Raw genomic sequence first — 25,564 nt, forward strand, 5'->3', positions numbered from 1 at the left:
CGATAATATCAATCATTATTTTTTAATCCATTTATTCTTAATTTCATCGTATTTACCTGAATCTTTCAGGCTTTTTAATGCTTTATTTAATGCGTCGACAAGATCTTTATTGCCTTTTTTAACAGCGATTCCATAAGGTTCTTGGGTAAAAGTTCCACCTACTAATTCAAATGAAGGATCTTCTTCTTTCATACCATAAAGGATTGAATCATCAGTCGTTAGGGCATCACCTTTACCAGCTTTTAAGGCTGTAAAAGCTTCAGCATAGTTTTCGAATTCAAGTACTGTAGTATCAGGAGCCTTTTGGCGAATATTTACAGCAGAAGTGGACCCTTTAACAGCAAGTACTTTTGTCCCTTTTTTCAAATCTGCAAGCCCATGAACTTTACTGCCTTTTTTCACAAGCAAAGATTGTCCTGCATTAAAGTAAACATCAGTAAAATCTACTTCTTTTTTACGTTCTTCATTAATGGTCATAGTAGCGACTACCGCATCAACTTTGCCATTATTTAAGAGACCAACCCTAGTTTTTGACGTAACCTCTATGTACTCAGGTTTAACATCATTGCCAAAGATTTCTTTTGCCAGTGCTTTGGAAAGGTCAATATCAAATCCTTCTACTTTACCTGTTGATGGGTTTTTCAATCCAAATAAACGAGTGTCATATTTTACGCCAAATACGATTTTCTTATCATCCTTAATGCGTGCAAGAGCATCTTTGCTTTTAGCACCATCCTTACCACCACAACCTGCAAGAACTAAGGCGGCCGTAGTTGAAACTAGTGCCATTTTCATGAATTTTTTTAGAAACATTCCATTACCTCCTATTAATGATTTAATATACGACTGAGAAATAAGCGAGCCCGTTCTTCACGCGGGTTCTCATAAAACTCAGCCGGAGTTGCTTCCTCTAATATGCGACCCTCGTCCATAAAGACGATTCGGTCGGCAACCTCTCTGGCAAAGCCCATCTCATGAGTCACGACAACCATCGTCATGCCTTCCCGAGCAAGAGTCTTCATAACATCTAGCACTTCACCAATCATTTCAGGATCAAGTGCTGAAGTAGGTTCATCAAAAAGCATAATATCCGGTTTCATCGCAAGCCCGCGAGCTATTGCTACACGTTGTTGCTGACCACCAGAAAGCTGGGAAGGATAAGATTTCGCCTTCTCTAAAATGCCTACTTTTTCAAGAAAATGTTTGGCTGTTTCATCAGCCTCTTCTCTAGATTGTCCCAACGCTTTCATAGGTGCCAGGGTAATATTATCAAGCACAGTTTTGTGCGGATACAAATAAAAATGCTGAAAAACCATACCAATATTGCGTCTTAACTTATTAAGATCAGTTTTTTTATCCCCAACTGAAATCCCACTGACAGTAAGTGTCCCGTCATTAATTGCTTCCAGATGATTGATACAACGCAACAAAGTACTCTTACCAGAACCAGATGGCCCAATCACAACAACAACTTCACCTTTATTAATTGTGAGATTAATATCTTTCAAGACTTGAAAATCGCCATAAAACTTATTTACATGTTTAAATTCAATCATTCCTGACCTCCTGTACAATTTTATTGAATATGTAAAATGGAGAATTTTGGGAATCAATATTTTATGTGTATGCTTGTTTACATTTTGATATCACGCTTATTTCGTTTTTAGTCTTTTTGGACGAGGACTTTTGTACTAGAATCATATAAGAAAAAAACAGTATTGTTCGATGTAGATCAATGGAATTGCCGGTAATTTAAAGGAAAATGAAGAAGAGAAATAATTCGTAAAATTTCACTAAAAAAATTCAATAATTTATCATAGATACCATAATTATCTATAAATTCTTATGTTAAGATTTTCACATACAGTCACTTGCAACTACTGTGAATTCAGGTGGAGGCATATATATTGGTAAGGGGCAAATCAGAGGCTGTATCGAGGTTAAAATCTTAAAAAGACTCTTGGCATATCTCTAAAAATTAGGCTAAGACTGTGAAGCTTTAGCTAATTTTATTATCACTATCATCCGGCAAAGCGTTCTCCAAATGTGCACGCTTTCTATGGCGGACCGGTTAATTAGAAAAGGAGGATCTATTCATGACACAATATCATTATATTTCTTCACCAATGCGACTGAAAGATGGTACCTTTGGTGACAATCCTATTTCTCCTAATGTTTATGCAAATGAACTAGATTTTACACATCTATATATGGAAAGGAATTATGATCTAGAAGAAAAAAAGATTTTTAGTTTCTCTAAACACTTCCAATATAAGCATCAAGTATGTATGATGTCTCAACAAGTTCCAATGAAAGGAGAGAAACGGATTTCTCCAGAAGGTGAAAAATGTTTGAAGATTTTATATGAATATATTAAAGAGGCTGTTAATGAGAGTGGCGTAATAGAATATTTCGCTTCATGGAATTCAGAAGAAGACTTACCAATTAACCATAAACGCGAAATTACACTAATTGATTTAAAAACTCCGAGAGACTTAATAATAGCCCAAAGGGAGTTTGTTACAATTTATAAGGACTCTCTGATGGAGTAATATCAAACTAATAAAAGCATCTCCACGTTAAAAAGTACCCTATAGAGTAGACAGCTAATATAAGCTACTCTATAGGGTACTTTTCTAGTAAAAATAGACTAGTATTTTTTAACCATATTTTTACCAATTAAATATGTTAAAATTAAAATTAGATTAAATTACATATAAAATACATCTTATGAATTTTACTAAAAAACGGAGGATTCCATGGATAAAAACCGTGTACGCTTTTATAATTTAATGAAGCTTCTAGAAAGAAAAACAGATATCGATCATGAGTTTACCTTTGATGAAATAAAAAAGAGACTAGCAGCAGGTGAAGAGGCCTTCTCCTATAGTAAAAACACATTTTTAAAAGATATATCGGTATTAGAACATGTTGGTTTTGATGTAATTGAAAACGCTTCAGATGGTAAGGCAACTACATATAGTCATCAAGAAAGACTTTTTGAATTACATGAACTCCGTTTATTAGTAGATGCTGTTACAGCTTCAAGATTTTTAAACAAACAAGAATCAAAAAAGATTATTGATAAATTAAAAAACCTTACAAGTGAAAACGAAGCCAAAAAGCTTCACAATGGTATTATTCCAGACACAGCCATTAAAAGTGAAAGCAATCGAATTCACTTCTCAATCGATCAAATTCATCAAGCCATTGCTGATAAAAAATTACTTACATTTCAATATGGCCGATACAATTTTAACAAAAAATTTGAATTAAGCCATGATGGAAAAGAGTACTCAGTAAAGCCACTCGCTGTAATTTGGTCAAATGACTACTATTACTTAATTACAAGAAGTTTACCTGATGATCAACTTAGACATTTCCGCGTAGACCGAATGAGAAAAGTTAAGAGAACAGAAGAAAAATTTCAAGATGAACGCTTTAACGTTGATGAATATTTGAGTACAGTTTTTAATATGTTTGCCGGTGAACCTGATTATGTAAAAATCAAGTTTAAAAAAGGATTATTAAATGTCGTACTAGACCGATTTGGATTAAAGGCTGATATTCAAAAAGTGGATGAGGAACATTTCATTTTAACTACAAAAGCTGCGATTAGTGATGGGTTGATTACTTGGATTTTAACATGGGGTAAAGATGCTCAAGTTATAAGTCCACAATCAGTGATTGATAAGGTTCAGGAGCAAATTTTTGAGATGAGTAAGTTGTATAGTATGAATTTGCAACAATAATTTTTTTCTAAAAAGAGTATCTTTCGGGGATGCTCTTTTTTCATTAAAAAACTTCATATTAATTTCAAAATTCCTTTAATTAAAATGTATTTTAATATGTTACCATTTTCACAAGTGAAGCTATTTTAAATATGATGGAGGTTTGAGAATGATGCTAAAGGTAATTTTCTTTTCTTTTATTTCAATTGTAGGGATCGGTTTAATAATGTATTTATACATAATGTGTTTCCAACCAGCCCTAGATACAAAGATTAAAATAGAGAAAAATGAAATAAGTAATAAATTAAATACTAACCAAACAATTCTTATTCCCCCTGAATTTGGAGTGAAAAATATATATCTAATAGATGATGGATTCCTTTCTCCATATATTGATATGTACCTTTCACATCAAATTAACATAAGTATTCATTCATCAAATGGCTTAGATTACAAAGGCGGGAAAGAGGTTAGAACTAAAATTATAAACAATATTAAAATAAGAGAATATCAAACTAAAGATGAAAGAGTTATCTATATTTTTAAAGAAGGCCAGCTTAATTATTTGTATGAATTCTACGAAAATTATAGGAAGAGTATTGATGACTATTTATCAAAAAAAGTACCATAAATAATGGGGAATCCTGATTACTTGAGGACTAAAAAAACAAAAACCAAGGAATTAATCCTTGGCTCTATAATTTGCCTTAATGCCTTAATGCCTTACAACTTTTAAAGTAGTCGCTTGACTAGTATTTCCTGCAGCATCCTTTGCAGTTACGGCAATAGTGGTTCCTTTTTTCTGTGCTTTGATTTTAACTGTAAAGTTTCCTTTTGAATCAGCTTTGGCAGTACCTAAGACTTTACTTCCAACTTTCACGGTTACAGATGAGTTGGCTTCAGCTTTTCCAGTTACTTTCAAGTCGTTGTCATCTACTTTATTAACCTTTGGCTTACCTGGTGCAATTACATCTACAACTGTTACAGTTGTTGCTACACTTACATTTCCAGCAGCATCTTTAGCGGTTACAGTCAGCTTTGTTCCTGCACTTTGAACAGCAATAGGTAGTGAATAGTTTCCAGACGAATTAGCTTTAGCGGTACCCAGTACTGTAGATCCTCTTTTAACAGTTACAGTAGAATTAGCCTCTGCCTTTCCAGTCACAGTTCTGTCATTATTATCAACTTTATTTACGACCGGTTTATTTGGCGCAACATTGTCCTCGAAACCAGTTATGATAGCATATAAGTCATTTTCGGTATTATTGTCAATATCGTCTACATTATCATAATCCATAACTCCTACATAATAAGTGCCAGCTTTTGCTTGGTATGCTTGATACTCAGTCCCATCATCGTCAAACTCCGAACCTAAGTAGACTAATTTATTACTCTCAGAAAAATCCTTTTCTACTGCTGCAAATAAAAGATCAATATTAATAGTGTTAGTTGCCCCAGCCACATATAAAAGTCCATCAGACGGTACGACTACTTTATGTAAATCTAAATCATATAAAGGAAGTAACTGCCCAATCAAGATTTTGTCATATGATGTATTATCTGCATAAGCAAACTCATCATTATACTCTGTCTCATAAATAAAATCATCATCTGCGCTAGTGACATTACCTTTATTCATGGTCCCCTTTTTATTAAAGCTTTTTACTGAAAAGGACCTGGCATACTTTACTTCTTTTCCAAGCTGATTAAACGTGTGAAAATCTATGATTCCTTTTTGAAGAGGTTTTTTAACCTGATGTTCAATCATCTTCTTTGATAAATCGTATCCGTTTCCTTCTGCCTTAACAGTTCCTAAAGACAATGGTGAAACTAATAATCCTAAAGTAACCAATGATAAGATTTTTTTATTAAGCACCAAATCACTCCGATTGTTTATTATTAAGAACACTGAGGTCTCTAATGCTACTATAAAAAATCAGGCATAACCATGGGCTTCAATACACATTTATTTTTCGACAATTAGAAAGACTATAGGCTTGTTTAATGAAATTCTAATCATCGAATATAAAAATAATTAAGCTAAATAAGACTATTTATAGCAAATTTAAGTAAATTTTAATTAGAAGAATCATTATAATTCTTTAAGTATTTGGGATTATTTTGGTAAATTATCAAACTATTATCATATACGATTGAAAGACCATTCTTCCAGAAAAAGGTAGTAAGTTGGGTGATGTTTGTCCATTGTTTTCTAGTAATTCATTCATTATAATTAGAATTGTTGGATTAATTCGAAAATAAATGATTAAGTGGATGAACGCTTTAAAGAGTGATCAATTTGGTCACTTTTTTTATGAAAATAGGGAAGGAGGGGCAGCATGAATTTTACATTTAATTACGAAGAAAATGATGTATACCGATTTAACCTTGATTTGCACAGTTCGAACTCAAAAGGGAAAGGCTATTTACAACAACGATCTGGTGCTTCTCTTTATTTTTTCGGTTTGCTCTGTTTGTACGCATATGTGTTAGACGTCAAGATTATGAATTATCTTTGGCTTTTAATCGTGTTAGCTGTAGTGCACTTTTTTTTCACTCCTTACGATCAAAAGCAACGAATCAAAAGAAGTGTAGCTTTGTTTACAAAAGATCCTAGAAATAAAAAGATATTTGGGGAGACTGAAATAGTTTTAGATCAAAAAGGACTTCTTGAAAAAACGCCGATCGAAGAGACTTTTATCAAGTGGGAGCACATACTTGAAGTGAAAGAAGCAGATTATGCATTTTATTTCTTTTATGCATCAAATCGGGCATTTGTACTCCCAAAAAACGCAGTATCGAATGGTGAAGAATTAAAAGCGTTTCTTGATTCTGTTTCAGTACCATTGGTTAAAATGTAGAAGATATGAAATAGTGACCAATAAAAGTCACTTTTTTTATTTTGCAAAACATTTTCTTCAAATAGTAGTCCGGTTAAGTGATTCAAAAAATTAATTAAGATATAATTGTCCATAGAAAAATAAAAATGAGGAAATGAGACATGCACATTCAACTAACAAAAAAACTTTCAGATGAAATGAAAATAAAAGTAGAGAAACCAGATTTATCAAACGAGAATCAACTTTTTTGCTGGCACGCGAATATCTTTAAAATTGGCCGTAAAAAATGTGTATTGGTAATGAATAATGTAACTAGATATTGTTTTGTCATGTATGGTCTATTAAAAAAGGATTTTACAAATTTTGAAGAGTTAATGAGGGAAAATATCGTGGGTAACTTTCTAGGAAACGAATTCGATATTGAGAAAATAGATTTTTACATGGAACAAATAGGTGATGTTCAATATACAGCTACCAGCGATCGAAGTATTATTTCCCAGATGAATGATATGATCTATCAAGTCGAACATATTATTCATTTCTTGGCTGAGGAGGGAGAAACAATTAGTTTACTCCAATTGAATCTTGATCTAAATGAGACTCCATTAGTAAAATTGAATTCATATCCATATAAATTGATGAGAGATGCATTGGATGAATCTTTTATCAAATAAAGAAATCTTAGAAAATCTTTAAATGAAAAAAATCTCCAATAATTGAGGGAGAACATTAATCATAATTCGTTTTTCTTTAATGCATCTTTAAATTCTTTTAAAATTTCCTTTTTTGGAAATCTATCATTTTTACCCTTAATTTTTACATTACCTATTAACGGAACGATTATTCTATATCGTTCTTTTTCTTTTATATTACTTGTTGCAAATACATATGAATTTTCAGTAGTTAAAAAGTCATCTTCTTCATCCATCTTCTTTATAGCTTTGTGACTACTTTCATAACCAATTCGTTGTTCAACAATAACTTCCTGATTTGCTTCCAATTCACCTTTTAATTTATTTTCGACTACAACCTTATATGGTGTATAAGGCCCACCCTCATCTGATTCAGTATCTAATTGTTCGACTACTTTTCCTACAAATAATTGTTTTGCTGCTTCTATAATATTTTCATTTTTACTAATGGCAAATTCATGCATTTGAAATAGTCACTCTATTAGGCATATTAGTAGAATAAATTACACCAACTACAAATAAAGCGATAGTTGAACTTAATGATTTGTAACCATATTCATTTGAATTCTCCTTTTTAAATTAGTCGGATTACTGCTTTGATTGGTACTCGATCAATCAAATTTAATATAACATCTAATAAAAAAGAGATTATGAGTAATTGTTACAATATAAGGAACAAACGCTAATAATTAGTTTATCTTCATACATTATTCAAATTTAGAACATTTTACCGAAAATTAATATGTTAATATAATCAAAAAAACAAAATGTTTTCTCGGGGGTTGGTTAAATTTGAAAAGTTTCTACTATCTTATTTTTAGTTACTCTATTTTCATTTTAAATGTCACCTTCAACGGATTTAACAACTTCAATCTATTTTTAAGTTTAAATTGTATAAGTATTTTATTAAGCCTGCTGAGTTTTCTGATTTCAATCATTCCATCAGATAAGAGATGGAAAGAGAAGATCAACATTGGACTAAGTTTGAGTTTAATTTTAGTATCTTCGCTTTGGATTAACTTAGTGTATGTTGGGATTTAACTATTCTAGAGTTATTTGAAAAGTACTTTGAAGAAATAGGTGAGTATAATGGATAAGTTTTTTAGAGTAATTTTATATCTAATTTTAACTTTTATTGTGACCGTTTTTTTGTTGATTTACTTTTTAAAACCAGTCAGTAATGAAATTAGCGGTTCTTCAAAAAGTGTCAACATTGTAGAAAAACAAAATTATTTTGAAGGATTTGGCGGTGGAGATATCATTACAAATATTTCTGTTGAAGAGCAAAACATGGTGGAAAATAGTTCAGCACAGCAAGGATATATTCCCCAAGAAAATGGAACAGGCTTTTATTTTGTAAAAGAAAAAAATAAATAAAATCTAATACCAACCAAGAAATAGAAAAAGTTCAACTTCACATCTCTTGAGAGGTGTTTTTTTATTTTCAGAAATAAATGAAAGTGAAATGTAAATTTCTGTAACAAACAAAACATAAGTTATATAAATAAAATTTTCTCGATGAAAAAAATGGAAATTTATTAAGATTTTAGTTGTTAATTGTAATTTAATGTTCCTGAATACGTCTGGTATTTTGTAGAAAAAACGCGAATATTTTTAGTTGAAAGAATATTCACTCAATTATAAAATAAAAAATGTAAACGCTTAACAAAATTTTCATAAAACTTACATAAAAACAGAATGGTGGTGCATAAGATTAACCAGTAGAATAAGTACTTTTGTTATGAAAGCAAGTTACATGAATCATTGAAAAAATTTTTGTAAGCCATACTTTTATTTTCTTTTTTACTTTCGGGAAGTTAAAAATATAAAAATTAAAGGGAATGGGGAAGGGAAATGAATAAAAAATTTCTAATGAGAAGTTGGATTCTACTTTTCGTAGCAATGATTCTTTTTACAGGGTGTAGTCAGCAGTCGGCTTCGACTAAAGGGGACGGAAAAGTTACGATTAAATTTTCTGTTGCGGAGTATGACTCAAAGATTAAGCCTGAAATGCAGGATATGATTAAACGATTTGATAAAGAAAATCCAAATATTAAAGTTAAATTATTGGTTAGTAACTGGAACGATTATCATGATCGTCTAGTTACATGGGTTACTGGAAATCAAGCTCCTGATATTGCGAATTTATCTGGTTTATGGATTGGTGAGTTTAAGGATATGGACGCGATTAAGCCTATTGACTCATATGCAAATAAAGATCTTCTAAATACTTTTGTTCAAGCTCCATTAGATTCTTTCAAGGGAAGTAACGGAAAACTAACTGGTTTACCATTCTTTCTTGATCCTAGGGTTTTATATTATCGTAAAGATTTGTTTGAGAAAAATCATTTACAAGCTCCTAAAACTTGGGATGAACTATACAATGACGCGAAAATATTAACTTCTTCTGATGTTTATGGTTTTGGTGTAGGTGGAAAATATCCAAACGTAATGACAGGTTTTGAGTATTTCTACTTTAATTCAGATCAGGCAGTATCTTCTAAACATTTTGGACCTCACAATAAATTATTATTTAATTCACAGCAAGGCGTTGATTCATTAGCATTTTTAAACAAACTAATAAAAGATGGCTTAACAAATCCGAATCCAAATGCAATTGAATGGGAAAACGGAGTTCAACCAATCTTCCAATCTGGCAAGCTAGCAATGATGATTACTGGACCTTGGTTCGCTTCGATGCTTGATCAAGATAAAAAGGTAGAGTATGGAATGGTGCCGGTTCCGACTGCAAAACCAGGAATGGTTTCGAAATCAGTCATGCAGCCAGATGTTATTTCGGTTATGAATGATGATCCTTCTAAAAAGGCAGCGATTGGCAAGTTCCTTCAATTCATGTATAAGCCAGATAATCGCTTAAACTTTGCATTAAATCATGGAAATATTCCTGAGTTAACAGCAGTTTTAAATGATCCTAAGTACAATAGCACGGAAAATAATAAGTTCTTTGCATCGCTGTTACCAAATGCAATTAATAAATATGCTGATGCTGGTAAGTATGGTGATCAAATGGACCATATCGTAACAGATGAAATTCAAAAAGTTTATTTACAACAAATTAGTCCGAAAGAAGCGTTGAAAGAATCTGCTAAACAAGTAAAAGATTTATATGCAAATTAATTAATCGTATCTGTTTTATATTAAGAGAGGGGAGATTCATGTGCCTACCCAGACAGAGTTCATACAAAAGATAGGTGTTTCAACATACAAAAAACGTAGGAAGATATCTATTTTTCAGATGGCACTTCCTTATTTACTCGTATTCCCTACATTACTATTAATCTTTTTAACAATTATCTATCCGATGCTTCAAACGCTACTAATTTCCGTATCAAAAGTAAATCGAATTGGAAAGATCCAGTCGGTTGGATTCTTTGGGAATTTTAAAGCTATTTTAACCTACGACGGCATTTGGACAGTTCTTGGTCAAACGGTACTTTGGGTAATTGTGACTGTTGGTGTTGCGTTTGTTCTTGCTTATCTCCTTGCTTTAATTTTAAACAAAAAATTTCGCTTTAGAAAAATCGCCTATATTCTAGTCGTTTTACCGTGGGCAGCGCCTTTAAGTATCGCGACGATGAGCTGGATGTGGATTTTTCACGGGGAACTAGGACCTTTAAACCAGATATTAAAATATTTTCACTTGATTGGGCAGTATCATCAATGGCTTGGTACACCGACTTCGGCATTTGTTGTTGTTTCAATCGTTGGTATTTGGTCAAACATATCTTTCATTGTCATTACTTTACTTGCAGGCTTACAATCAATCGATCCTGAGTTATATGAATCTGCTAATTTAGATGGAGCTGGACCAATCACACAGTTTAGGCATATCACATGGCCTTTAATGAAATCAGTGAACTCTTTAGTTATTGTTCTTTCGGTTTTTTGGGCATTTAATGCTTTCCCAATCATCTGGATTTTAACAAAGGGTGGACCAGCGGGGTCGACAGAAACATTCGTTACATTAATTTACAAATTATCATTTGTTAAGATCGATTTTGGGCAAGCTTCAGCACTTTCATTTTTAACATTCTTGATTATGCTTGTCTTCTCAGTTGTTTATTTCATTTTAAGTAAGGGGGAGAAGAATCGTGTACAGAATTAGGCTAAATGGATGGTCAACATTACGCTGGGGTTTTCTCCTTTTGATGATCATACTGCTCGATTTTCCATTTTTCATCATGTTAATTACATCATTAAAAACGAAAAGTGAGGTATATGATACTTCGGTTTTCTTACCAATTCATATGGTTTTCTCAAATTATATTAAGCTATGGAGCCATACAAATTTAAGCGTCTATTTTATAAATAGTATTAAAATTGCGCTTGGTTCTACTCTACTAGTATTAGTTCTAGCGATCCCAACCTCATATGCTCTAAGTCGTTTGCAATTTAAAGGAAAGAATGCAGTTTTGGCATTGTTACTTGTGATTCAAATGTTTTCTCCTATTATCATTCTAGTACCACTTTATAAAATGTTCGCGAACCATCATTTGCTAGACAATATTTGGTCGCTCATTATTATCAATACAACTTTTTCAATATCCTTTGCAGTATGGTTTATCTATTCATTCTTTAACAATGTGCCTGTCGAAATTGATGAGGCTGCACAAATTGATGGATGTAATAAATTTGATACGTTAGTTCGAATTTTAACTCCATTAGCGATCCCTTCAATCGTAACGGTAGGCGTGTTTTCATTCATTAATGCCTGGAACGAATTTCTTTTCGCTTTAACCTTTGTTCAAACTGATAGTAAAATGCCAATCACACTTGGACTTTATAGCTTCGTAGGAAGATACGACGTTCAGTGGAATTACATGATGGGAGCGTCACTTTTAAGTACGGTTCCTGTACTAATTTTATTCATACTTATACACAAGCATTTAGTAAAAGGTCTTGCAGCTGGTGCACTTAAATAATGAGGAGAGATAAAAATGAAGATAGCATGTAGTTCTCAATCGTTTGATGAGCTTCTTTTAGAGAGAAAAATGGAGTTAGATGAATTCTATCAATTTTGTTCAACTTTACCATTTGTAAATGGTGTTGAACTTGAAGATAAGCATATTTTTCATCCAAATGATAAGAGTTACCTTAATGAAATTGTTGAATTAAGCAATCAATATAATCTACCGATTGTGAATCTAGCATTTGATTGTAATTTTGGATTTGAATCAGAAGAAAAAATAAATGCGGAACTTGCTCGAGTGAAAGAATGGGTTGAAATCGCAAAAGCTTTACATATTCAAAACTTCCGCTTATTTGCTGGTTGGCCTGATTTTGATAAAGAGAAACAATGGAATTCAATGATTCGATTTGTGGATCAAGCAGCAACGATTGTTGAAGAAGCTGGATTAACAGTCGTCATCGAAAATCATAATCATGGTGGATTTTTATCTAATAGTGATGATGTATTGAGGATGTTCAATGACTTAAATCGTCCTTCTATTAAACTACTTTTAGATACCGGCAATTATGTTGATCAGCTTGATGGTGTCTTAAAAACAGCTCACTTTTCAGGCCATGTGCACGCAAAAGTGAAAGAGATTAATGCAAATGGAGAAGAGAGGGATATTAATTACCCAACCATCTTAAGAAAATTAAGAGACGTGGATTATAATGGCTGGCTTTCGATTGAATACGAAGGGAATCTTGATCCAAAGTCGGTAGTCAATCAGTTTGGTCAGTTTTTATCAAAAGAATTAAAAAAAACGATGGAGGTATAAATAGATGAAAATAGGTATTGTTGGCGCAGGAAATATGGGGAATTTACATGCATCTCTTTTGAAAACAAGATCGGATGTAGAGTTTATGGGTGTAACAGACATTGATTATGAAAGATGCAAATCATTTTGTGAAACACATGGTGGAAGGGCATTTCGTTCTGTTGCTGAGATGGTTCAGGCTGGAACGGAAGTTGTGTTTGTAACGATTCCGAATACAAAACATAAAGAAGCGGTTGTTTCGGCATTGAAAGAGGGGGCAACAGTGTTTTGTGAGAAACCTTTTGTTACAAGCTTACAAGATGCGGATGAAATTATGAATGTTTTAGGAGATGACGAGAACCGTTTATACGTCGGGTTTAACCGTCGATTTGCACCGGTTTACGCAGAAACGAAGCAAATTATTCAAAATGGTTTTAAAATATATTCTGGAAATATCATTATGAATGATGGTGATATGACCTCGCCTCCATGGGTAACAAATGTTGAATTAACAGGTGGATTTTTATATGATTCAACGATTCATATGTTTGATATGGTTCGTTATTTAATGGGGGAAATACGTGAAGTACGATGCGTTTCGCAACAGTGCTTGTATCCTCTTCATGATAATTTTTCATGTATGTTTACAACAGAGGAAGGTCAGTCGATTGTTTTAAGTACAAATGGGCATGCGTCGTGGACTTGGCCATCTGAGCGAATTCAATTATGGGGCGACCATGGAACAATTATTACAGAAGAGTTAGATTTAGTGACAGAATGCGGTCCATTAAAACAAGAGCAGCAAACAAAAAATGTTAGAGGAATCGACCGTAATTTAAAATGGGGTTATGTACAAATGCATAAAGACTTTTTAGATTCAGTTAAACATAAAACAACATTTAGTGTATCTGCTAATGATGCGTATCGTTCGGTTCTTATTACAGATGCGTGTTATCGAAGTGCTAGTGAAGGTGGAAAACTTATCTACGTATAATCGGGAGGGGACATCAAATGAATACTTTTTATAATTGTCAATTAGCTATTTCACCAATTAACTGGGCAAATGATGATATGGCGGATTTAGGGGATCACTACTCATTTCAACAAATAGTTGATGAAATGAATGAACTTGGCTTTAGAGGTACGGAGCTTGGTCGTAAGTATCCAAGGGATATTCTCACTTTACAAAAGGAATTAGGACAAAGAAATTTAGCCTTAACTTCAGGGTGGTGTGACATCCTATTCTCTGACCCAGATCATTTAGACGAGAGCTTACAAAAATTTAAAGCTCATGTATTATTTTTAAAGAGAATGGGTTCAACATTTGTTGTAACAGCTGATGGTGGAGGTTCCGTTCACTGGGATCCAAGAGAGGATCGTTCAAATAAAGGGATTAAAAAATATACTGGACGTGAGTGGGCGTCACTTTGTACGGGTTTAAATATTGCTGGTGAATTTTGCAGACAACATCGAATGACACTTGTTTACCATATTCATACGGGTACAGGTGTTGAAACATTAGATGAGATTCATACCCTTTGTGCAGGTACTGACCCGGAAGTTGTTTCATTATTATTGGATACAGGTCACCTATATTATTGTGGGGTAGATCCGGTTGAAGTGATTCAAAAGTACGGTGAGCGTGTAAAATATGTTCACTTAAAAGATGTGCGTGAAGATGTATTGAAAAACGTGAAAGATAATGGTATTAATTTTAATGATTCTGTAAGAATGGGTATTTTTACTGTGCCTGGTGATGGTACAATTAATTTTGAAGCAATATTCAAAACACTTGCAGAAGTTGATTATCAAGGATGGTTTGTAATTGAAGCTGAACAGGATTCACTACAAGCAAATCCGATTGAATATGCACAAAAATCAATAAATTATATTGAATCCATTACAAATTTAAAACTTTAGAGTAGATAGATTGGAGTTGTGTCAGTATGTCCGTAACGATTTATGATGTTGCAAAACATGCAGGAGTATCTATTGCTACAGTTTCGAGGGTCATTAATGAACACCCGAGTGTAAAGTCAGAGACGAAGAAAAAGGTATTCGAAGTAATCGACCGTCTGCAATACCAGTATAATGCAGCGGCTGGTGTTCTTGCCTCTGGACGTACAAATACTGTCGCATTAGTTACACCAAATAATATAAATCCGTTTTATGCAGAAGTTGCAGAAGGGATTTATTATGAAGCATTAAACAAAGGAATTAATATCGTTACGACTAACATGTCATTAAACAAAGACAATGATATTCCTTATTTAAACAAACAAAATGTAGATGGACTTCTTTTGATGGATATGACTGCTAAGCAAGTTGCTAAATTGAATAAACAAGTAGACAATTTAGTAATTATCGGAAATGATTTGCTTGATAGTAAGGCAAACTGTGTCATTACGGATAATTTCGCTGGTATTCAAATGGCGATGCAGCATTTGATTGAAAATGGTCATGAAAAAGTGGCACTAATTTCAGAACCGCCAGTTTTTAATGACATTAAAGATCGTATAAGGGCTTATCAAATCATTATGGAAGAAAAGGGACTTTCTTCTTATAGAGAAGTAATAGATGCAAAAGGCTGTGAAATTGTAGATGGAGAGCAAATCGGTGAGCGTATTTTAAAAGATGGATTGAATCATACTGCTTATCTTGTAACGAATGATCTCCTTGCAATTGGCGTTAAGAAAGCTTTTGAAGCTGCAGGTAATAAAGTTCCGAGTGATGTGTCAATCGTAGGTTTTGATGGATCGTGGATTACAAATATTGTGTATCCTTCATTGACTACGATTAAACAACCGATGCATGAGTTAGGTAGTACAGCACTTACTTTATTACTAGATTTATTGGATAGCGATCGAACTTCTGCTAGGAAGATCGTTTTAAATCCTACTCTTCAAATAGGCGGTACTGTAAGTAAAATCAATCATAAATAAATAGTTTGGGGCATGATGATAAGTATTTACTTTATCAACGTGCCCAATTTTTGAACCTTTTTTCAAGAGTTTTACCTATTTTCAGCCTTTTTAAGTCAAAAAATTAGGAGGATCTATGGAATCAATTCGTTTAACGATGGCCCAAGCGTTACTTCGATTTCTAGATAATCAATATATCGAATTTGATGGTGTTGAACATAAATTTGTAAAAGGAATTATGGGAATATTCGGACATGGAAATGTGACTGGTATCGGTGAAGCATTAGAATACGGCCCTGAGGAACTATTATTTATTCAAGGTAAAAATGAACAAGGCATGGTTCATGCAGCAACTGCTTATGCAAAGCAAAAAAATCGTTTAGAAATATTTGCTTGTACTACTTCAATTGGTCCAGGTGCGTTAAATATGGTAACAGCAGCTGCGACTGCAACTGTTAATCGAATTCCAGTCTTACTTTTACCAGGAGATAATTTTGCATGTAGACAGCCAGACCCAGTTCTTCAACAAATTGAAAACACATCAGATTATACAATTAGTGCGACGGATGCGTTTAAACCAGTTAGTAAATATTGGGATCGAATTGTACGTCCTGAACAGTTGATGACAGCTGCTATTAATGCAATGCGCGTTTTAACTGATCCAGTTGAAACGGGTGCAGTAACCCTTGCTTTACCACAAGATGTTCAATCTGAAGCTTTTGATTATCCGATACAATTTTTCCAAAAGAGAGTACATCACATTGATCGAAGACCAGCTGTAAAATCGGCTAGTGAACGTGCGCTTCAGTTGATTCTACGGAAAAAGAAACCTCTTATCATTGCTGGTGGAGGTGTACATTACTCATTTGCAACCGAAGAACTTGTAAAGTTTGCAGAAGCCTTTCAAATTCCGGTATCTGAAACACAGGCAGGGAAAAGTTCGATTCCATGGGATCATCCTTTAAATGTAGGAGCCATCGGAGTTACAGGCTCATTAGCAGCAAATAAATTAGCTAAAGAAGCTGATTTAATCATTGCTGTCGGTACTAGATTAGGAGACTTTGCAACTGGCTCAAAAATAGCATTTCAAAATAGTGAAATAGAGTTTCTAGGGATTAATACTAGCACTTTTGATGCTATGAAACTCGATTCGACATTCATCGTTGCAGATGCAAAAGAAGCTTTAAATACTTTACATGAAGGGCTTGTAAGTAATGAATATAGTAGCCTATATCAACAAAGTGAAATTCAATTACTTAAGGCGGAATGGGATCAGGAAGTTGATAGATTATACAGTGTTGAAATGAAAGAAGGATTATCACAAACAAGAGTCATCGGAGAAATAAATCATTTTATAAATGATGAAGATATTATTGTATGTGCAGCCGGTAGTTTACCTGGTGATTTACATCGCTTATGGAGAAGTAAAAATCCGAAAACATATCATATGGAATATGGTTTTTCCTGTATGGGTTATGAAGTCTCAGGCGCATTTGGTGCAAAAATGGCTGAACCAAATCGTGAAGTGTACGCATTTGTTGGTGATGGAAGTTATTTAATGCTTCACTCAGAATTAGTAACTAGTTTACAGGAAGACTATAAAATTACTGTTCTATTATTTGATAATCACGGTTTCCAATGTATTCATAACTTGCAAAGAGGACATGGGAGCGAAGGCTTTGGTAATGAATTTAAATATCGTTCAAATGGAACTAATCGTTTAGCTGGAGAATATATGAGTTTTAATTTTGCTAGTCATGCTAGAAGCTTAGGTGCAAATGCATATACAGTGACATCAATTGATGAGTTACGTGAAGCTTTAGAAAAAGCAAAGCAAGAAACTACTTCAACTCTCATCGAAATAAAAGTTTTGCCAGGAACAAACACTGACGGATATGAATCGTGGTGGAGAGTAGGAGTTTCGGAAGTTTCGAATAGCTCAAAAGTTGTAAAAGCTCATCAAGAAATGAAAACAAATATTCAACTGACAAAGCCTTATTAATGATGGGAGAGAGTAGAGTGTCAAAACTAATTGTTCATAGCTTGAGTGAGCCAAAAGTAGATGGAAATGTCATTAAAATAACACCTGAATCGGCAAATTGGGAATATGTCGGATTTGAAGCGTATGTTCTGAAGCAAGGGCAATCTTTAAAAAATAATACAAATAATCAAGAAGTTTGCTTAGTTTTATTAAGTGGAAAAGCCAATGTTTTTTCAAAAAATGAAACATGGAAAAACATCGGAAAGAGGATGAATATTTTCGAGAAAATTCCTCCTTATTCAGTTTACATTTCATCAAATGATTTTTATGCAGTAGAAGCGATTACCGATATTGAAATTGCTGTCTGTTCAGCTCCAAGTAATGGCAATTATCCTGCTCGCCTTATTACTCCTGAAGATGTCGAAGTGGAAATAAGAGGTGTTGGAAATATTCAACGTCAGGTTCATAATATTTTACCAGAAAATGAGCCAGCAGATCGTTTACTAGTTGTCGAGGTTTACACACCAGAAGGAAATTCATCAAGTTATCCACCACATAAGCATGATCAAAATAATTTACCACATGAATCGATATTAGAAGAAACGTACTATCATCGAGTGAATCCATCTCAAGGCATGGCTATTCAAAGAGTCTATACAGACGATTTATCAATTGACGAAACAATGACAATCAAAAATGGAGATGCTGTTCTTGTTCCAAAGGGCTATCATCCAGTTTCAGCACTTCCAGGTTACGAGCTTTATTATTTAAACGTCATGGCAGGGCCAAATCGTACATGGAAGTTCCAAAATGATCCAAACCATGAATGGATCTTAAATCACAAACTAGCTTTGAAATCATAGAAGGTAGGAGAGAAGATGAATCATTTAACGTTTCGTAATCAATCATCAATCGATTTTATTGCTCTCGGTAGATTATGTATTGATCTGAATGCCAATGAAATCAATCGGCCAATGGAAGAGACGATTACATTTACAAAATATGTAGGAGGATCGCCTGCAAATATTGCGATTGGACTGTCTAGATTAGGCAAAAAAACTGGTTTCATCGGTCGTGTCGCAAATGATCAAATGGGAAGTTTCATTCTTAATTATTTAAATGAAAATCAAATCGATACTTCAAATGTTTTAATTGATCAATCGGGTTCAAAAACTGGATTAGCATTTACTGAAATTAAAAGTCCCGTAGATTGCAGTATCTTAATGTACAGAGATAATGTAGCCGATTTAAAACTTGAACCAAGGGATATAAAAGAGGACTATATCAAAAGTGCAAAAGCACTGTTGATCTCAGGAACGGCTTTAGCACAAAGTCCTTCACGAGAAGCTGTTTTCTTAGCAGTTGAGTATGCAAGAAAGCATGATGTTTGTGTATTTTTTGATATTGATTATCGACCATACTCTTGGAATTCAGTTGAAGAGACTGCGATCTATTATAATTTAATTGCTCAAAAATGCGATGTCATTATTGGAACGCGAGAAGAATTCGATATGATGGAATGCTTCGAAAATAATCCTCTTCATAATGATGAAATTACTGCGAAAAAATGGTTTAGTTACCATGCGAAAATAGTTGTCATTAAACATGGAAAAGATGGTTCGATTGCGTATACTTCACATGGAGAAAAGGTTAAAGGGAGAACTTTCCCTGCAAAGGTAATAAAGACTTTTGGAGCAGGTGACTCATATGCTGCCGGCTTCATCTATGGTTTAATGGAAGGCTGGGATCTCTTGGAATCTATGAACTTTGGAGCAGCTGCAGCTTCTATCGTCATTTCAAGTCATAGCTGTTCAGATGCAATGCCAACAGTAAATCAAATTAACGAATACATTCAAAAATGTCAGAATGGCGAGATTGTAACATCCTAAAAATTACAGGTGATGAAGGGAGCTATTAAAATGAATACCGTAACAAGTGTAAAAACAATTAAAAACTTTATTGGTGGGCAATGGGTAGATTCAAATTCAACATCAAGTGAACCAGTTTATAATCCTGCAACAAATGAAATAATCGTAAATGTGCCACTATCAACTCGTGCTGAGCTTGATCATGCAGTTGAAGTTGCCAAAGAGGCTTTTCAAACTTGGGGGAAAACGCCAGTTCCTAAAAGAGCACGTATCTTATTTAAGTACCAACAATTACTTGTAGATCATTGGGATGAATTAGCTCGTTTGATTACTTTAGAAAACGGAAAAAGCTTTGGAGAAGCTCATGGGGAAGTACAAAGAGGGATTGAATGCGTCGAATTTGCAGCAGGGGCACCAAGTTTAATGATGGGAAAACAATTACCTGATATTGCAACGAATATTGAATCAGGAATGTATCGATATCCTATTGGTGTAATCGGTGGGATCACACCTTTCAATTTTCCGATGATGGTACCATGCTGGATGTTTCCTTTAGCGATTGCATGTGGAAATGCATTTATATTAAAGCCTTCAGAACGTACTCCCTTACTTGCAAATCGTCTTGCTGAATTATTTAAAGAGGCTGGTTTACCGGATGGAGTTTTAAATATTGTCCATGGAGCACATGACGTTGTAAACGGGCTACTAGAGAACCAAGATGTAAAAGCTATTTCATTTGTAGGATCTCAACCGGTTGCTGAATACGTATATAAAACAGCAGCATCAAATGGTAAAAGAGTCCAAGCTTTAGCGGGTGCTAAAAACCATTCAATCGTAATGGAGGATGCGAATTTAGAATTAGCTGTAAAAGAAATTACTAGTGCAGCATTTGGTTCTGCTGGGGAAAGATGTATGGCAGCATCAGTCGTCGTGTCAGTTGGTGATGTAATCGATCCATTATTAGATAGACTTCATAAAGCTGCGAACGAAATAAAAATTGGCAATGGAATGGATGAAGGAGTATTTCTTGGTCCTGTTATTCGAGAAGGACATAAAGCTAGAACAATTCATTATATCGAAACAGGTGAAAACGAAGGAGCTCATTTAGTTAGAGATGGAAGAAAAGATGAAGCTACTACAGAAGAAGGTTATTTTATTGGACCAACAATATTTGATCGAGTAACAACAGATATGAAGATTTGGAAAGAAGAAATTTTTGCACCAGTACTTTCAATTGTTAGAGTAAATTCTTTAGAAGAAGCAATCGACTTAACAAACAAATCCGAATTCGCAAATGGTGCATGTCTATTTACACAAAATGGAAGCCATGTTCGCCTATTCCGTGAAACAATTGATGCTGGTATGTTAGGTGTCAATTTAGGAGTACCAGCTCCAATGGCATTCTTCCCATTTTCAGGATATAAAAACTCGTTTTATGGGGATTTACACGCTAATGGGTCAGATGGCGTCGAATTTTATACTAGAAAGAAAATGCTGACTGCTCGTTGGTAGAATAAAAAAACAGGCAAACACTTTTTGAACGCGACTAAAGGTATAGTAAAACTGGCTTAATTAATAATATTTAGCCTTTATATAAAGCTTTTTACTGAAATCTCTTAATAAAAAGGCTTCAAGTAGATATTTACTACTTGGAGCTTTTTACTTTTATTAGTAAAACCATTGATTTTTTTACTAATTATATAAGTTTTTTATTCATTTTAGTAAAAATGTTGACTTAATTTTGTCAAGAAATTTTCAACTATTTATCACATATAGAATATTTTTCCAACGAGAAAACATGTTAAAGTTTTCACAAGTGATTTATGTCTTGAAATGAGGAGTGATTTAAAATGAGTGATTAATTGATTTGCAAACTATTTTCCACAAACTATTTTAAAAATAGTTAAAAAAGGAGTATGAATATGTTGAAAAAATCTTTCCTCTTCGCAACAGTCTTAATTTTAGCTTTTTTAGGTCTCAGTAGTATTTATGTATTTGCTAATGAAACTAATTATGCTACGGAAGAACAAGTAACTGAATTACTACCAAGTGATCCAAACTATGTAGGAGCAAATGCAAATCGTCCCACAATTGCTCCAAATGATATACTGAGTGATTCTAATTATAAGGAGGTGGAATCAACTGGGCCCTCTATAAGTCCAAGAGTGGATGCTTTGGGGAAATGGTACAACAATGAACCAACAAAAATAAAAATCTATATTAGAAAAAATAATGATCCAAAAGCAAGTGGAGTAACTCAAACAATTGACTTCTCAACCTATCTTAGAAATGTTTTACCAAATGAATGGATATCTACTTGGAAACCAGAAGCTTTAAAAATGGGAGCGATTTCTGTTAGATCATTTGGATGGTATTATGTTAATCATCCAAAATATTCAAATCTTGGAGCTTATGTTGATAATACAACTAATTGTCAGGTATATAAACCAAATACATCGACACCACAAACAGATGCAGCTTTTAAAGCAACCAAAGGGATAGCAGTTCATCATGTAGTTAATTCAACATCAATTCAGGATGTAGGTTATTATAAGGCTGGAACAAACGGACCTGGTAGAGATTCATCGAAGTATAATGAATATAATAATGTTTATCAAAATGGTACTCAATATTGGGCTAAACAAGGAAAAGATTTTAAATATATGGCGTCATATTACTATCCTGGAACATCTTTGGTAACTGGCAATGGATATTAAACGATCTATTGGTAAACTTATAATATTGATGATGATCATTAATATTTTAACTGGATGTACATCGAATAATAAGGATGTTAAAAACTCAAATAAATTAGAAAAGTCAAATGAAATTACAAATAATAATAGTTTAAAGACAAATAACATTAAATATAATATTGAAAGAGAATCGTTTGCCGAAGCAGAGCAAGTACCAAAACTTTATTATAAATTTTTAAACGAAAAAAAATTCGATGCTGCAATAAAGTTACTCGGTCCAACTCTTGCGTTTTATGGTGATCCTTCTTCAAGAATTTATCTTGAAAATTTAAAATACACAACTTTTCTAGAATACAAAGATATTTCAAGTACACACAAATTTAGGTTAAGTCCTATTCAGGAACAATATTATGCGGTTAAAGCATACTATGCAAAAATATATATTGAAGTAAATAATCCCGAATTAGTACCTATGATAATTGGAATAAATTATAGACTAATGATTGTGATTAAAGAAACTGAAAATAGTCCATGGTTATTAGATTCAGATGAAACAGTAGATCCGCTTTGAAAGGGAGAGTTTAAAATTAAAATTTAAATAATTTAATTACTTGAGACATTCACTTAAGTGAGTGTTATTTTTTATAAATTTAATAACACAAAAATAGAAAAAAAGAGCACCCATAGAGAGCACCCTTAGAAAACTCACTTCTTACAATCATAAGCAACCAAAGTAATAGCCAATTCCTCTTCCAAAGTCTCAATCTTACTCTTCGCATCACTAGTTAAATCTGCAATAAAAAAGTCATTGTTATTTAAATCTTTATTCTCATTACTCATTTCAAAAATCCCCTTTACCAAAATTTTACCTTTTCATTATTCCCTGTGGTAAAAAAAATATCCTTGCTATAATCGGACAATTAAATAAAATTTTCTTACGTAAAAAAGCAGGAAGACGGATAACTTACTTTCGTAATTTATATTTGTTAAACTATTTATATTATTTAAATAATTTAGTGGGAATAATAGGTTTACAGACAGAAAGGGTTGGATGAATGGATAAGGATACGGTATTTGCAATTGGAGATATTCATGGCAGTATAAATGAATTAGAAAAATTACTTAAACAATGGAATCCAGATCATGAAAGGCTAGTACTACTAGGTGATTTAGTCGATCGTGGTGAGAATCCATACGAGGTTTTGATAAGAGCGCAACAATTAGAAAAAGAATTCGGAGCTGTTGTTATACTAGGAAATCATGAACAAATGTTATTGGACTGGCTTGAGCAACCTGAGATTAAACAAACGTATTATTACGGACAAGGTGGTTTAGAAACAATAAATTCATTTTTTAAATTTGAAATTACAAATAAAAGAGGTCCTAATGAAGTAGCACAATTAATGAAAGAGCAATTTGAATCTGAACTTCAATTTATTAAATCTAGACCATTGTATTTTGAATGGGAAAATTATGTATTCGTTCATGCTGGAGTTGATCTTAATCTTGAAGATTGGAAAGAAACGACTGACAAGGAATTTTATTGGATTCGCGATCAGTTCCATTACGGAAAAAACGAAACATATAAAACATTTATTTTCGGCCATACTCCAACATCAATCCTTCACAAAACTGAAGGTAAATTCGATATTTGGTATTCACCTTGTAAGACGAAAATTTGTATCGATGGGGCAGCTGCATATGGTGGAATTTTACATGGGATTAAGGTTAATAAAGATGGAATCATCTCAACTCATTCGATTTCTTCTCAAACAAAATCAGCTAAATATGAAATATAACGATTAATTTTTAAATAGTGCTTTTTAATGAGGAAAGAGTTGAAAGAAATCTAATATAAAATAATACATAGATTTTAATTAATATTAAAAGTCGTTGCCATTTTGGTAACGGCTTTTATATTTTTAAGATATAAAAAAACAACTTTTCATAAAAAAATCTATTTTTGTATAATTTTTCAAGAATGAAGTGTCTTTTAATATAGGAAATACTTTATGAAGGTGTATCATGCATAGATTAATTAAGTTAACATGTTTCAATGTTTGGGGAGTATTCGCTGGATATTTATTGTATTTACTACTAGGTGGTCCAGGTTCTGAAAACATAGCATTACATGCATCATTAGGCCTAATTGGCATCGGGATTACGACTTATTTTTATGCAGTTTATATAAATGTAAAAGGAAAAAAATGCTATCTTACTTTAATACCTATTTTCCTAGGAATATTTAATATTACACAAACTATAATTTTCGTATAGAAACCATTTACTTACTGTTTATCAATTTCCTACACTTCTCCTGTGATTATGTTTAGCAGAAAGGAACATATAATAGTCTTTTTGAAATTTTTTAGTTGTATTCTCAAAAAGGGACATAACTGCATAATTTTCAATTTAATGTCCAAAAAAGGCTGCCTTTTTCTAAAAAATCTTGTCAAATTAATTGAAAGTAAATGAAGTTATGGGGAATGTTATTATAAAAAAAAAAGGTACTATTATATGTTTTTTGACTATTATGATAAAATTAATTGTATTCAAGTTCATTCTGAGGTAAATGATCATTCGAATAGGAAGAAGAGCAATCTATAAAAGCTCTGACCTTTAATATTTCAGAGGTTGACTTTCCGACTACAAGAGAAGCCACCCGTGGCTAAGGAGGAATTGAAAATGACTAAACTAGACCTACTGAAAGATTTTATTGTTAACAAAGAATTAGACATCGATGTATCTATACCTAATGAGGATTTTACAAATTTTTCATATAATGGATTTGATGCGGGGACAGTCTATAATAATGACACCTACAGAATTTCTGTAGCTCGTGGAACAAAGGTTGAACGACTATTCCGTAAACGTAAATACAAAATGAAGGTTTCTAAAGACAATAACAACAATCTAGTAGCAATCTTTGAACTAGGAAGTGCTGATGATTTTGTACAAGTTAAAACGCTGCTTCTAAATATGGATAAATTAGCTAGCAACGGACTTCGTGAAGAATTGAGCGGTACAGCAAATTAATTTCATTTTATTATCAAATTGGTATGACGATAAAAAAGATTAAGCTAACAGTAAACGTTGGTAAATAATATGA

The 25,564-nt window shown here is 33.1% G+C and carries 27 protein-coding genes; 22 read left to right on the plus strand and 5 right to left on the minus strand.

What is annotated here, in order from left to right:
- Positions 1-15 precede the first annotated feature (15 nt).
- Together ACFVR2_RS02110 and ACFVR2_RS02115 are read right to left on the minus strand one after the other, a co-directional pair.
- Positions 16-813, minus strand: coding sequence for a transporter substrate-binding domain-containing protein (locus ACFVR2_RS02110; protein ID WP_387358476.1), 798 nt, complete (start codon positions 811-813; stop codon positions 16-18).
- Between the two features lie 14 nt (positions 814-827).
- Entirely contained in the window at positions 828-1,556 is a 729-nt protein-coding gene (locus ACFVR2_RS02115) for an amino acid ABC transporter ATP-binding protein (RefSeq protein ID WP_387358478.1), read from the minus strand.
- Positions 1,557-2,096: 540 nt separating this feature from the next.
- Here ACFVR2_RS02115 and ACFVR2_RS02120 point away from each other — a divergent pair.
- The 3 genes from ACFVR2_RS02120 to ACFVR2_RS02130 all read left to right on the plus strand — a co-directional run bounded on the left by ACFVR2_RS02120 (position 2,097) and on the right by ACFVR2_RS02130 (position 4,362).
- Positions 2,097-2,552: a hypothetical protein gene (locus ACFVR2_RS02120; RefSeq protein WP_387358480.1), complete on the plus strand. Its 456-nt coding sequence runs from the start codon at positions 2,097-2,099 to the stop codon at positions 2,550-2,552.
- Positions 2,553-2,759: 207 nt separating this feature from the next.
- On the plus strand, positions 2,760-3,752 hold the full coding sequence (locus tag ACFVR2_RS02125) for a helix-turn-helix transcriptional regulator (RefSeq protein ID WP_387358482.1): 993 nt from the start codon (positions 2,760-2,762) through the stop codon (positions 3,750-3,752).
- A 151-nt stretch (positions 3,753-3,903) separates the two neighbouring features.
- Positions 3,904-4,362, plus strand: coding sequence for a hypothetical protein (locus ACFVR2_RS02130; protein ID WP_387358484.1), 459 nt, complete (start codon positions 3,904-3,906; stop codon positions 4,360-4,362).
- Between the two features lie 84 nt (positions 4,363-4,446).
- On the opposite strand, the gene ACFVR2_RS02135 is transcribed toward ACFVR2_RS02130, so the two are convergent.
- On the minus strand, positions 4,447-5,607 hold the full coding sequence (locus ACFVR2_RS02135; protein ID WP_387358486.1) for an Ig-like domain-containing protein: 1,161 nt from the start codon (positions 5,605-5,607) through the stop codon (positions 4,447-4,449).
- Between the two features lie 463 nt (positions 5,608-6,070).
- Between ACFVR2_RS02135 and ACFVR2_RS02140 the strand changes: the two genes are divergently transcribed.
- Complete coding sequence (locus ACFVR2_RS02140) at positions 6,071-6,592, plus strand: YcxB family protein (RefSeq protein ID WP_387358488.1); 522 nt, start codon at positions 6,071-6,073, stop codon at positions 6,590-6,592.
- Between the two features lie 140 nt (positions 6,593-6,732).
- On the plus strand, positions 6,733-7,245 hold the full coding sequence (locus ACFVR2_RS02145; protein WP_387358490.1) for a DUF6933 domain-containing protein: 513 nt from the start codon (positions 6,733-6,735) through the stop codon (positions 7,243-7,245).
- Between the two features lie 59 nt (positions 7,246-7,304).
- Here ACFVR2_RS02145 and ACFVR2_RS02150 read toward each other — a convergent pair whose 3' ends face one another.
- Positions 7,305-7,727: a hypothetical protein gene (locus ACFVR2_RS02150; protein ID WP_387358492.1), complete on the minus strand. Its 423-nt coding sequence runs from the start codon at positions 7,725-7,727 to the stop codon at positions 7,305-7,307.
- A 625-nt stretch (positions 7,728-8,352) separates the two neighbouring features.
- On the opposite strand from ACFVR2_RS02150, the gene ACFVR2_RS02155 reads away from it, so the two are divergent.
- From ACFVR2_RS02155 to ACFVR2_RS02220, 14 genes are all read left to right on the plus strand, one after another.
- Positions 8,353-8,640 carry a hypothetical protein gene (locus ACFVR2_RS02155; protein ID WP_387358494.1) on the plus strand — a complete coding sequence of 96 codons (288 nt, stop codon included), beginning with the start codon at positions 8,353-8,355 and terminating at the stop codon, positions 8,638-8,640.
- Positions 8,641-9,117: 477 nt separating this feature from the next.
- Positions 9,118-10,401, plus strand: a complete 1,284-nt coding sequence (locus ACFVR2_RS02160; RefSeq protein ID WP_387358496.1) for an ABC transporter substrate-binding protein — start codon at positions 9,118-9,120, stop codon at positions 10,399-10,401.
- Between the two features lie 40 nt (positions 10,402-10,441).
- Positions 10,442-11,389, plus strand: coding sequence for a carbohydrate ABC transporter permease (locus ACFVR2_RS02165; RefSeq protein ID WP_387358498.1), 948 nt, complete (start codon positions 10,442-10,444; stop codon positions 11,387-11,389).
- Complete coding sequence (locus ACFVR2_RS02170) at positions 11,376-12,206, plus strand: carbohydrate ABC transporter permease (RefSeq protein WP_387358500.1); 831 nt, start codon at positions 11,376-11,378, stop codon at positions 12,204-12,206. Before ACFVR2_RS02165 ends, ACFVR2_RS02170 begins: the two co-directional genes overlap by 14 nt.
- 15 nt (positions 12,207-12,221) lie before the next feature.
- A complete protein-coding gene (locus tag ACFVR2_RS02175; RefSeq protein WP_387358502.1) occupies positions 12,222-13,010 on the plus strand; it encodes a sugar phosphate isomerase/epimerase family protein in 789 nt (262 codons plus the stop codon).
- A gap of 4 nt (positions 13,011-13,014) precedes the next feature.
- Entirely contained in the window at positions 13,015-13,983 is a 969-nt protein-coding gene (locus ACFVR2_RS02180; protein WP_387358505.1) for a Gfo/Idh/MocA family protein, read from the plus strand.
- A gap of 17 nt (positions 13,984-14,000) precedes the next feature.
- Positions 14,001-14,909 (plus strand): myo-inosose-2 dehydratase, encoded by a 909-nt coding sequence (gene iolE / locus ACFVR2_RS02185; RefSeq protein WP_387358507.1) that lies wholly within the window; start codon positions 14,001-14,003, stop codon positions 14,907-14,909.
- A gap of 26 nt (positions 14,910-14,935) precedes the next feature.
- Positions 14,936-15,931, plus strand: a complete 996-nt coding sequence (locus tag ACFVR2_RS02190) for a LacI family DNA-binding transcriptional regulator (RefSeq protein WP_387358509.1) — start codon at positions 14,936-14,938, stop codon at positions 15,929-15,931.
- A gap of 115 nt (positions 15,932-16,046) precedes the next feature.
- On the plus strand, positions 16,047-17,912 hold the full coding sequence (gene iolD / locus ACFVR2_RS02195) for a 3D-(3,5/4)-trihydroxycyclohexane-1,2-dione acylhydrolase (decyclizing) (RefSeq protein WP_387358511.1): 1,866 nt from the start codon (positions 16,047-16,049) through the stop codon (positions 17,910-17,912).
- A gap of 17 nt (positions 17,913-17,929) precedes the next feature.
- Positions 17,930-18,754, plus strand: a complete 825-nt coding sequence (gene iolB, locus ACFVR2_RS02200) for a 5-deoxy-glucuronate isomerase (protein ID WP_387358513.1) — start codon at positions 17,930-17,932, stop codon at positions 18,752-18,754.
- A gap of 15 nt (positions 18,755-18,769) precedes the next feature.
- On the plus strand, positions 18,770-19,780 hold the full coding sequence (iolC, locus tag ACFVR2_RS02205) for a 5-dehydro-2-deoxygluconokinase (RefSeq protein WP_387358515.1): 1,011 nt from the start codon (positions 18,770-18,772) through the stop codon (positions 19,778-19,780).
- 30 nt (positions 19,781-19,810) lie between these two features.
- Positions 19,811-21,271 carry a CoA-acylating methylmalonate-semialdehyde dehydrogenase gene (locus ACFVR2_RS02210; RefSeq protein WP_387358517.1) on the plus strand — a complete coding sequence of 487 codons (1,461 nt, stop codon included), beginning with the start codon at positions 19,811-19,813 and terminating at the stop codon, positions 21,269-21,271.
- Positions 21,272-21,681: 410 nt separating this feature from the next.
- Positions 21,682-22,476 carry a SpoIID/LytB domain-containing protein gene (locus ACFVR2_RS02215; protein ID WP_387358519.1) on the plus strand — a complete coding sequence of 265 codons (795 nt, stop codon included), beginning with the start codon at positions 21,682-21,684 and terminating at the stop codon, positions 22,474-22,476.
- Positions 22,466-23,026, plus strand: coding sequence for a DUF4829 domain-containing protein (locus ACFVR2_RS02220; RefSeq protein WP_387358521.1), 561 nt, complete (start codon positions 22,466-22,468; stop codon positions 23,024-23,026). The genes ACFVR2_RS02215 and ACFVR2_RS02220 overlap by 11 nt, the downstream gene beginning before the upstream one ends.
- A 134-nt stretch (positions 23,027-23,160) precedes the next feature.
- Here ACFVR2_RS02220 and ACFVR2_RS02225 read toward each other — a convergent pair whose 3' ends face one another.
- Positions 23,161-23,295 carry a hypothetical protein gene (locus ACFVR2_RS02225; protein ID WP_387358523.1) on the minus strand — a complete coding sequence of 45 codons (135 nt, stop codon included), beginning with the start codon at positions 23,293-23,295 and terminating at the stop codon, positions 23,161-23,163.
- A gap of 215 nt (positions 23,296-23,510) precedes the next feature.
- On the opposite strand from ACFVR2_RS02225, the gene ACFVR2_RS02230 reads away from it, so the two are divergent.
- From ACFVR2_RS02230 to ACFVR2_RS02240, 3 genes are all read left to right on the plus strand, one after another.
- Positions 23,511-24,254: a metallophosphoesterase family protein gene (locus tag ACFVR2_RS02230; protein ID WP_387358525.1), complete on the plus strand. Its 744-nt coding sequence runs from the start codon at positions 23,511-23,513 to the stop codon at positions 24,252-24,254.
- Positions 24,255-24,480: 226 nt separating this feature from the next.
- Positions 24,481-24,732, plus strand: coding sequence for a hypothetical protein (locus tag ACFVR2_RS02235; RefSeq protein ID WP_387358527.1), 252 nt, complete (start codon positions 24,481-24,483; stop codon positions 24,730-24,732).
- Between the two features lie 408 nt (positions 24,733-25,140).
- Complete coding sequence (locus ACFVR2_RS02240) at positions 25,141-25,491, plus strand: hypothetical protein (RefSeq protein WP_387358529.1); 351 nt, start codon at positions 25,141-25,143, stop codon at positions 25,489-25,491.
- Positions 25,492-25,564: the final 73 nt, after the last annotated feature.

It is taken from the genome of Gottfriedia sp. NPDC057991 (assembly GCF_042886615.1).
GTDB lineage: Bacteria > Bacillota > Bacilli > Bacillales > Bacillaceae_G > Gottfriedia.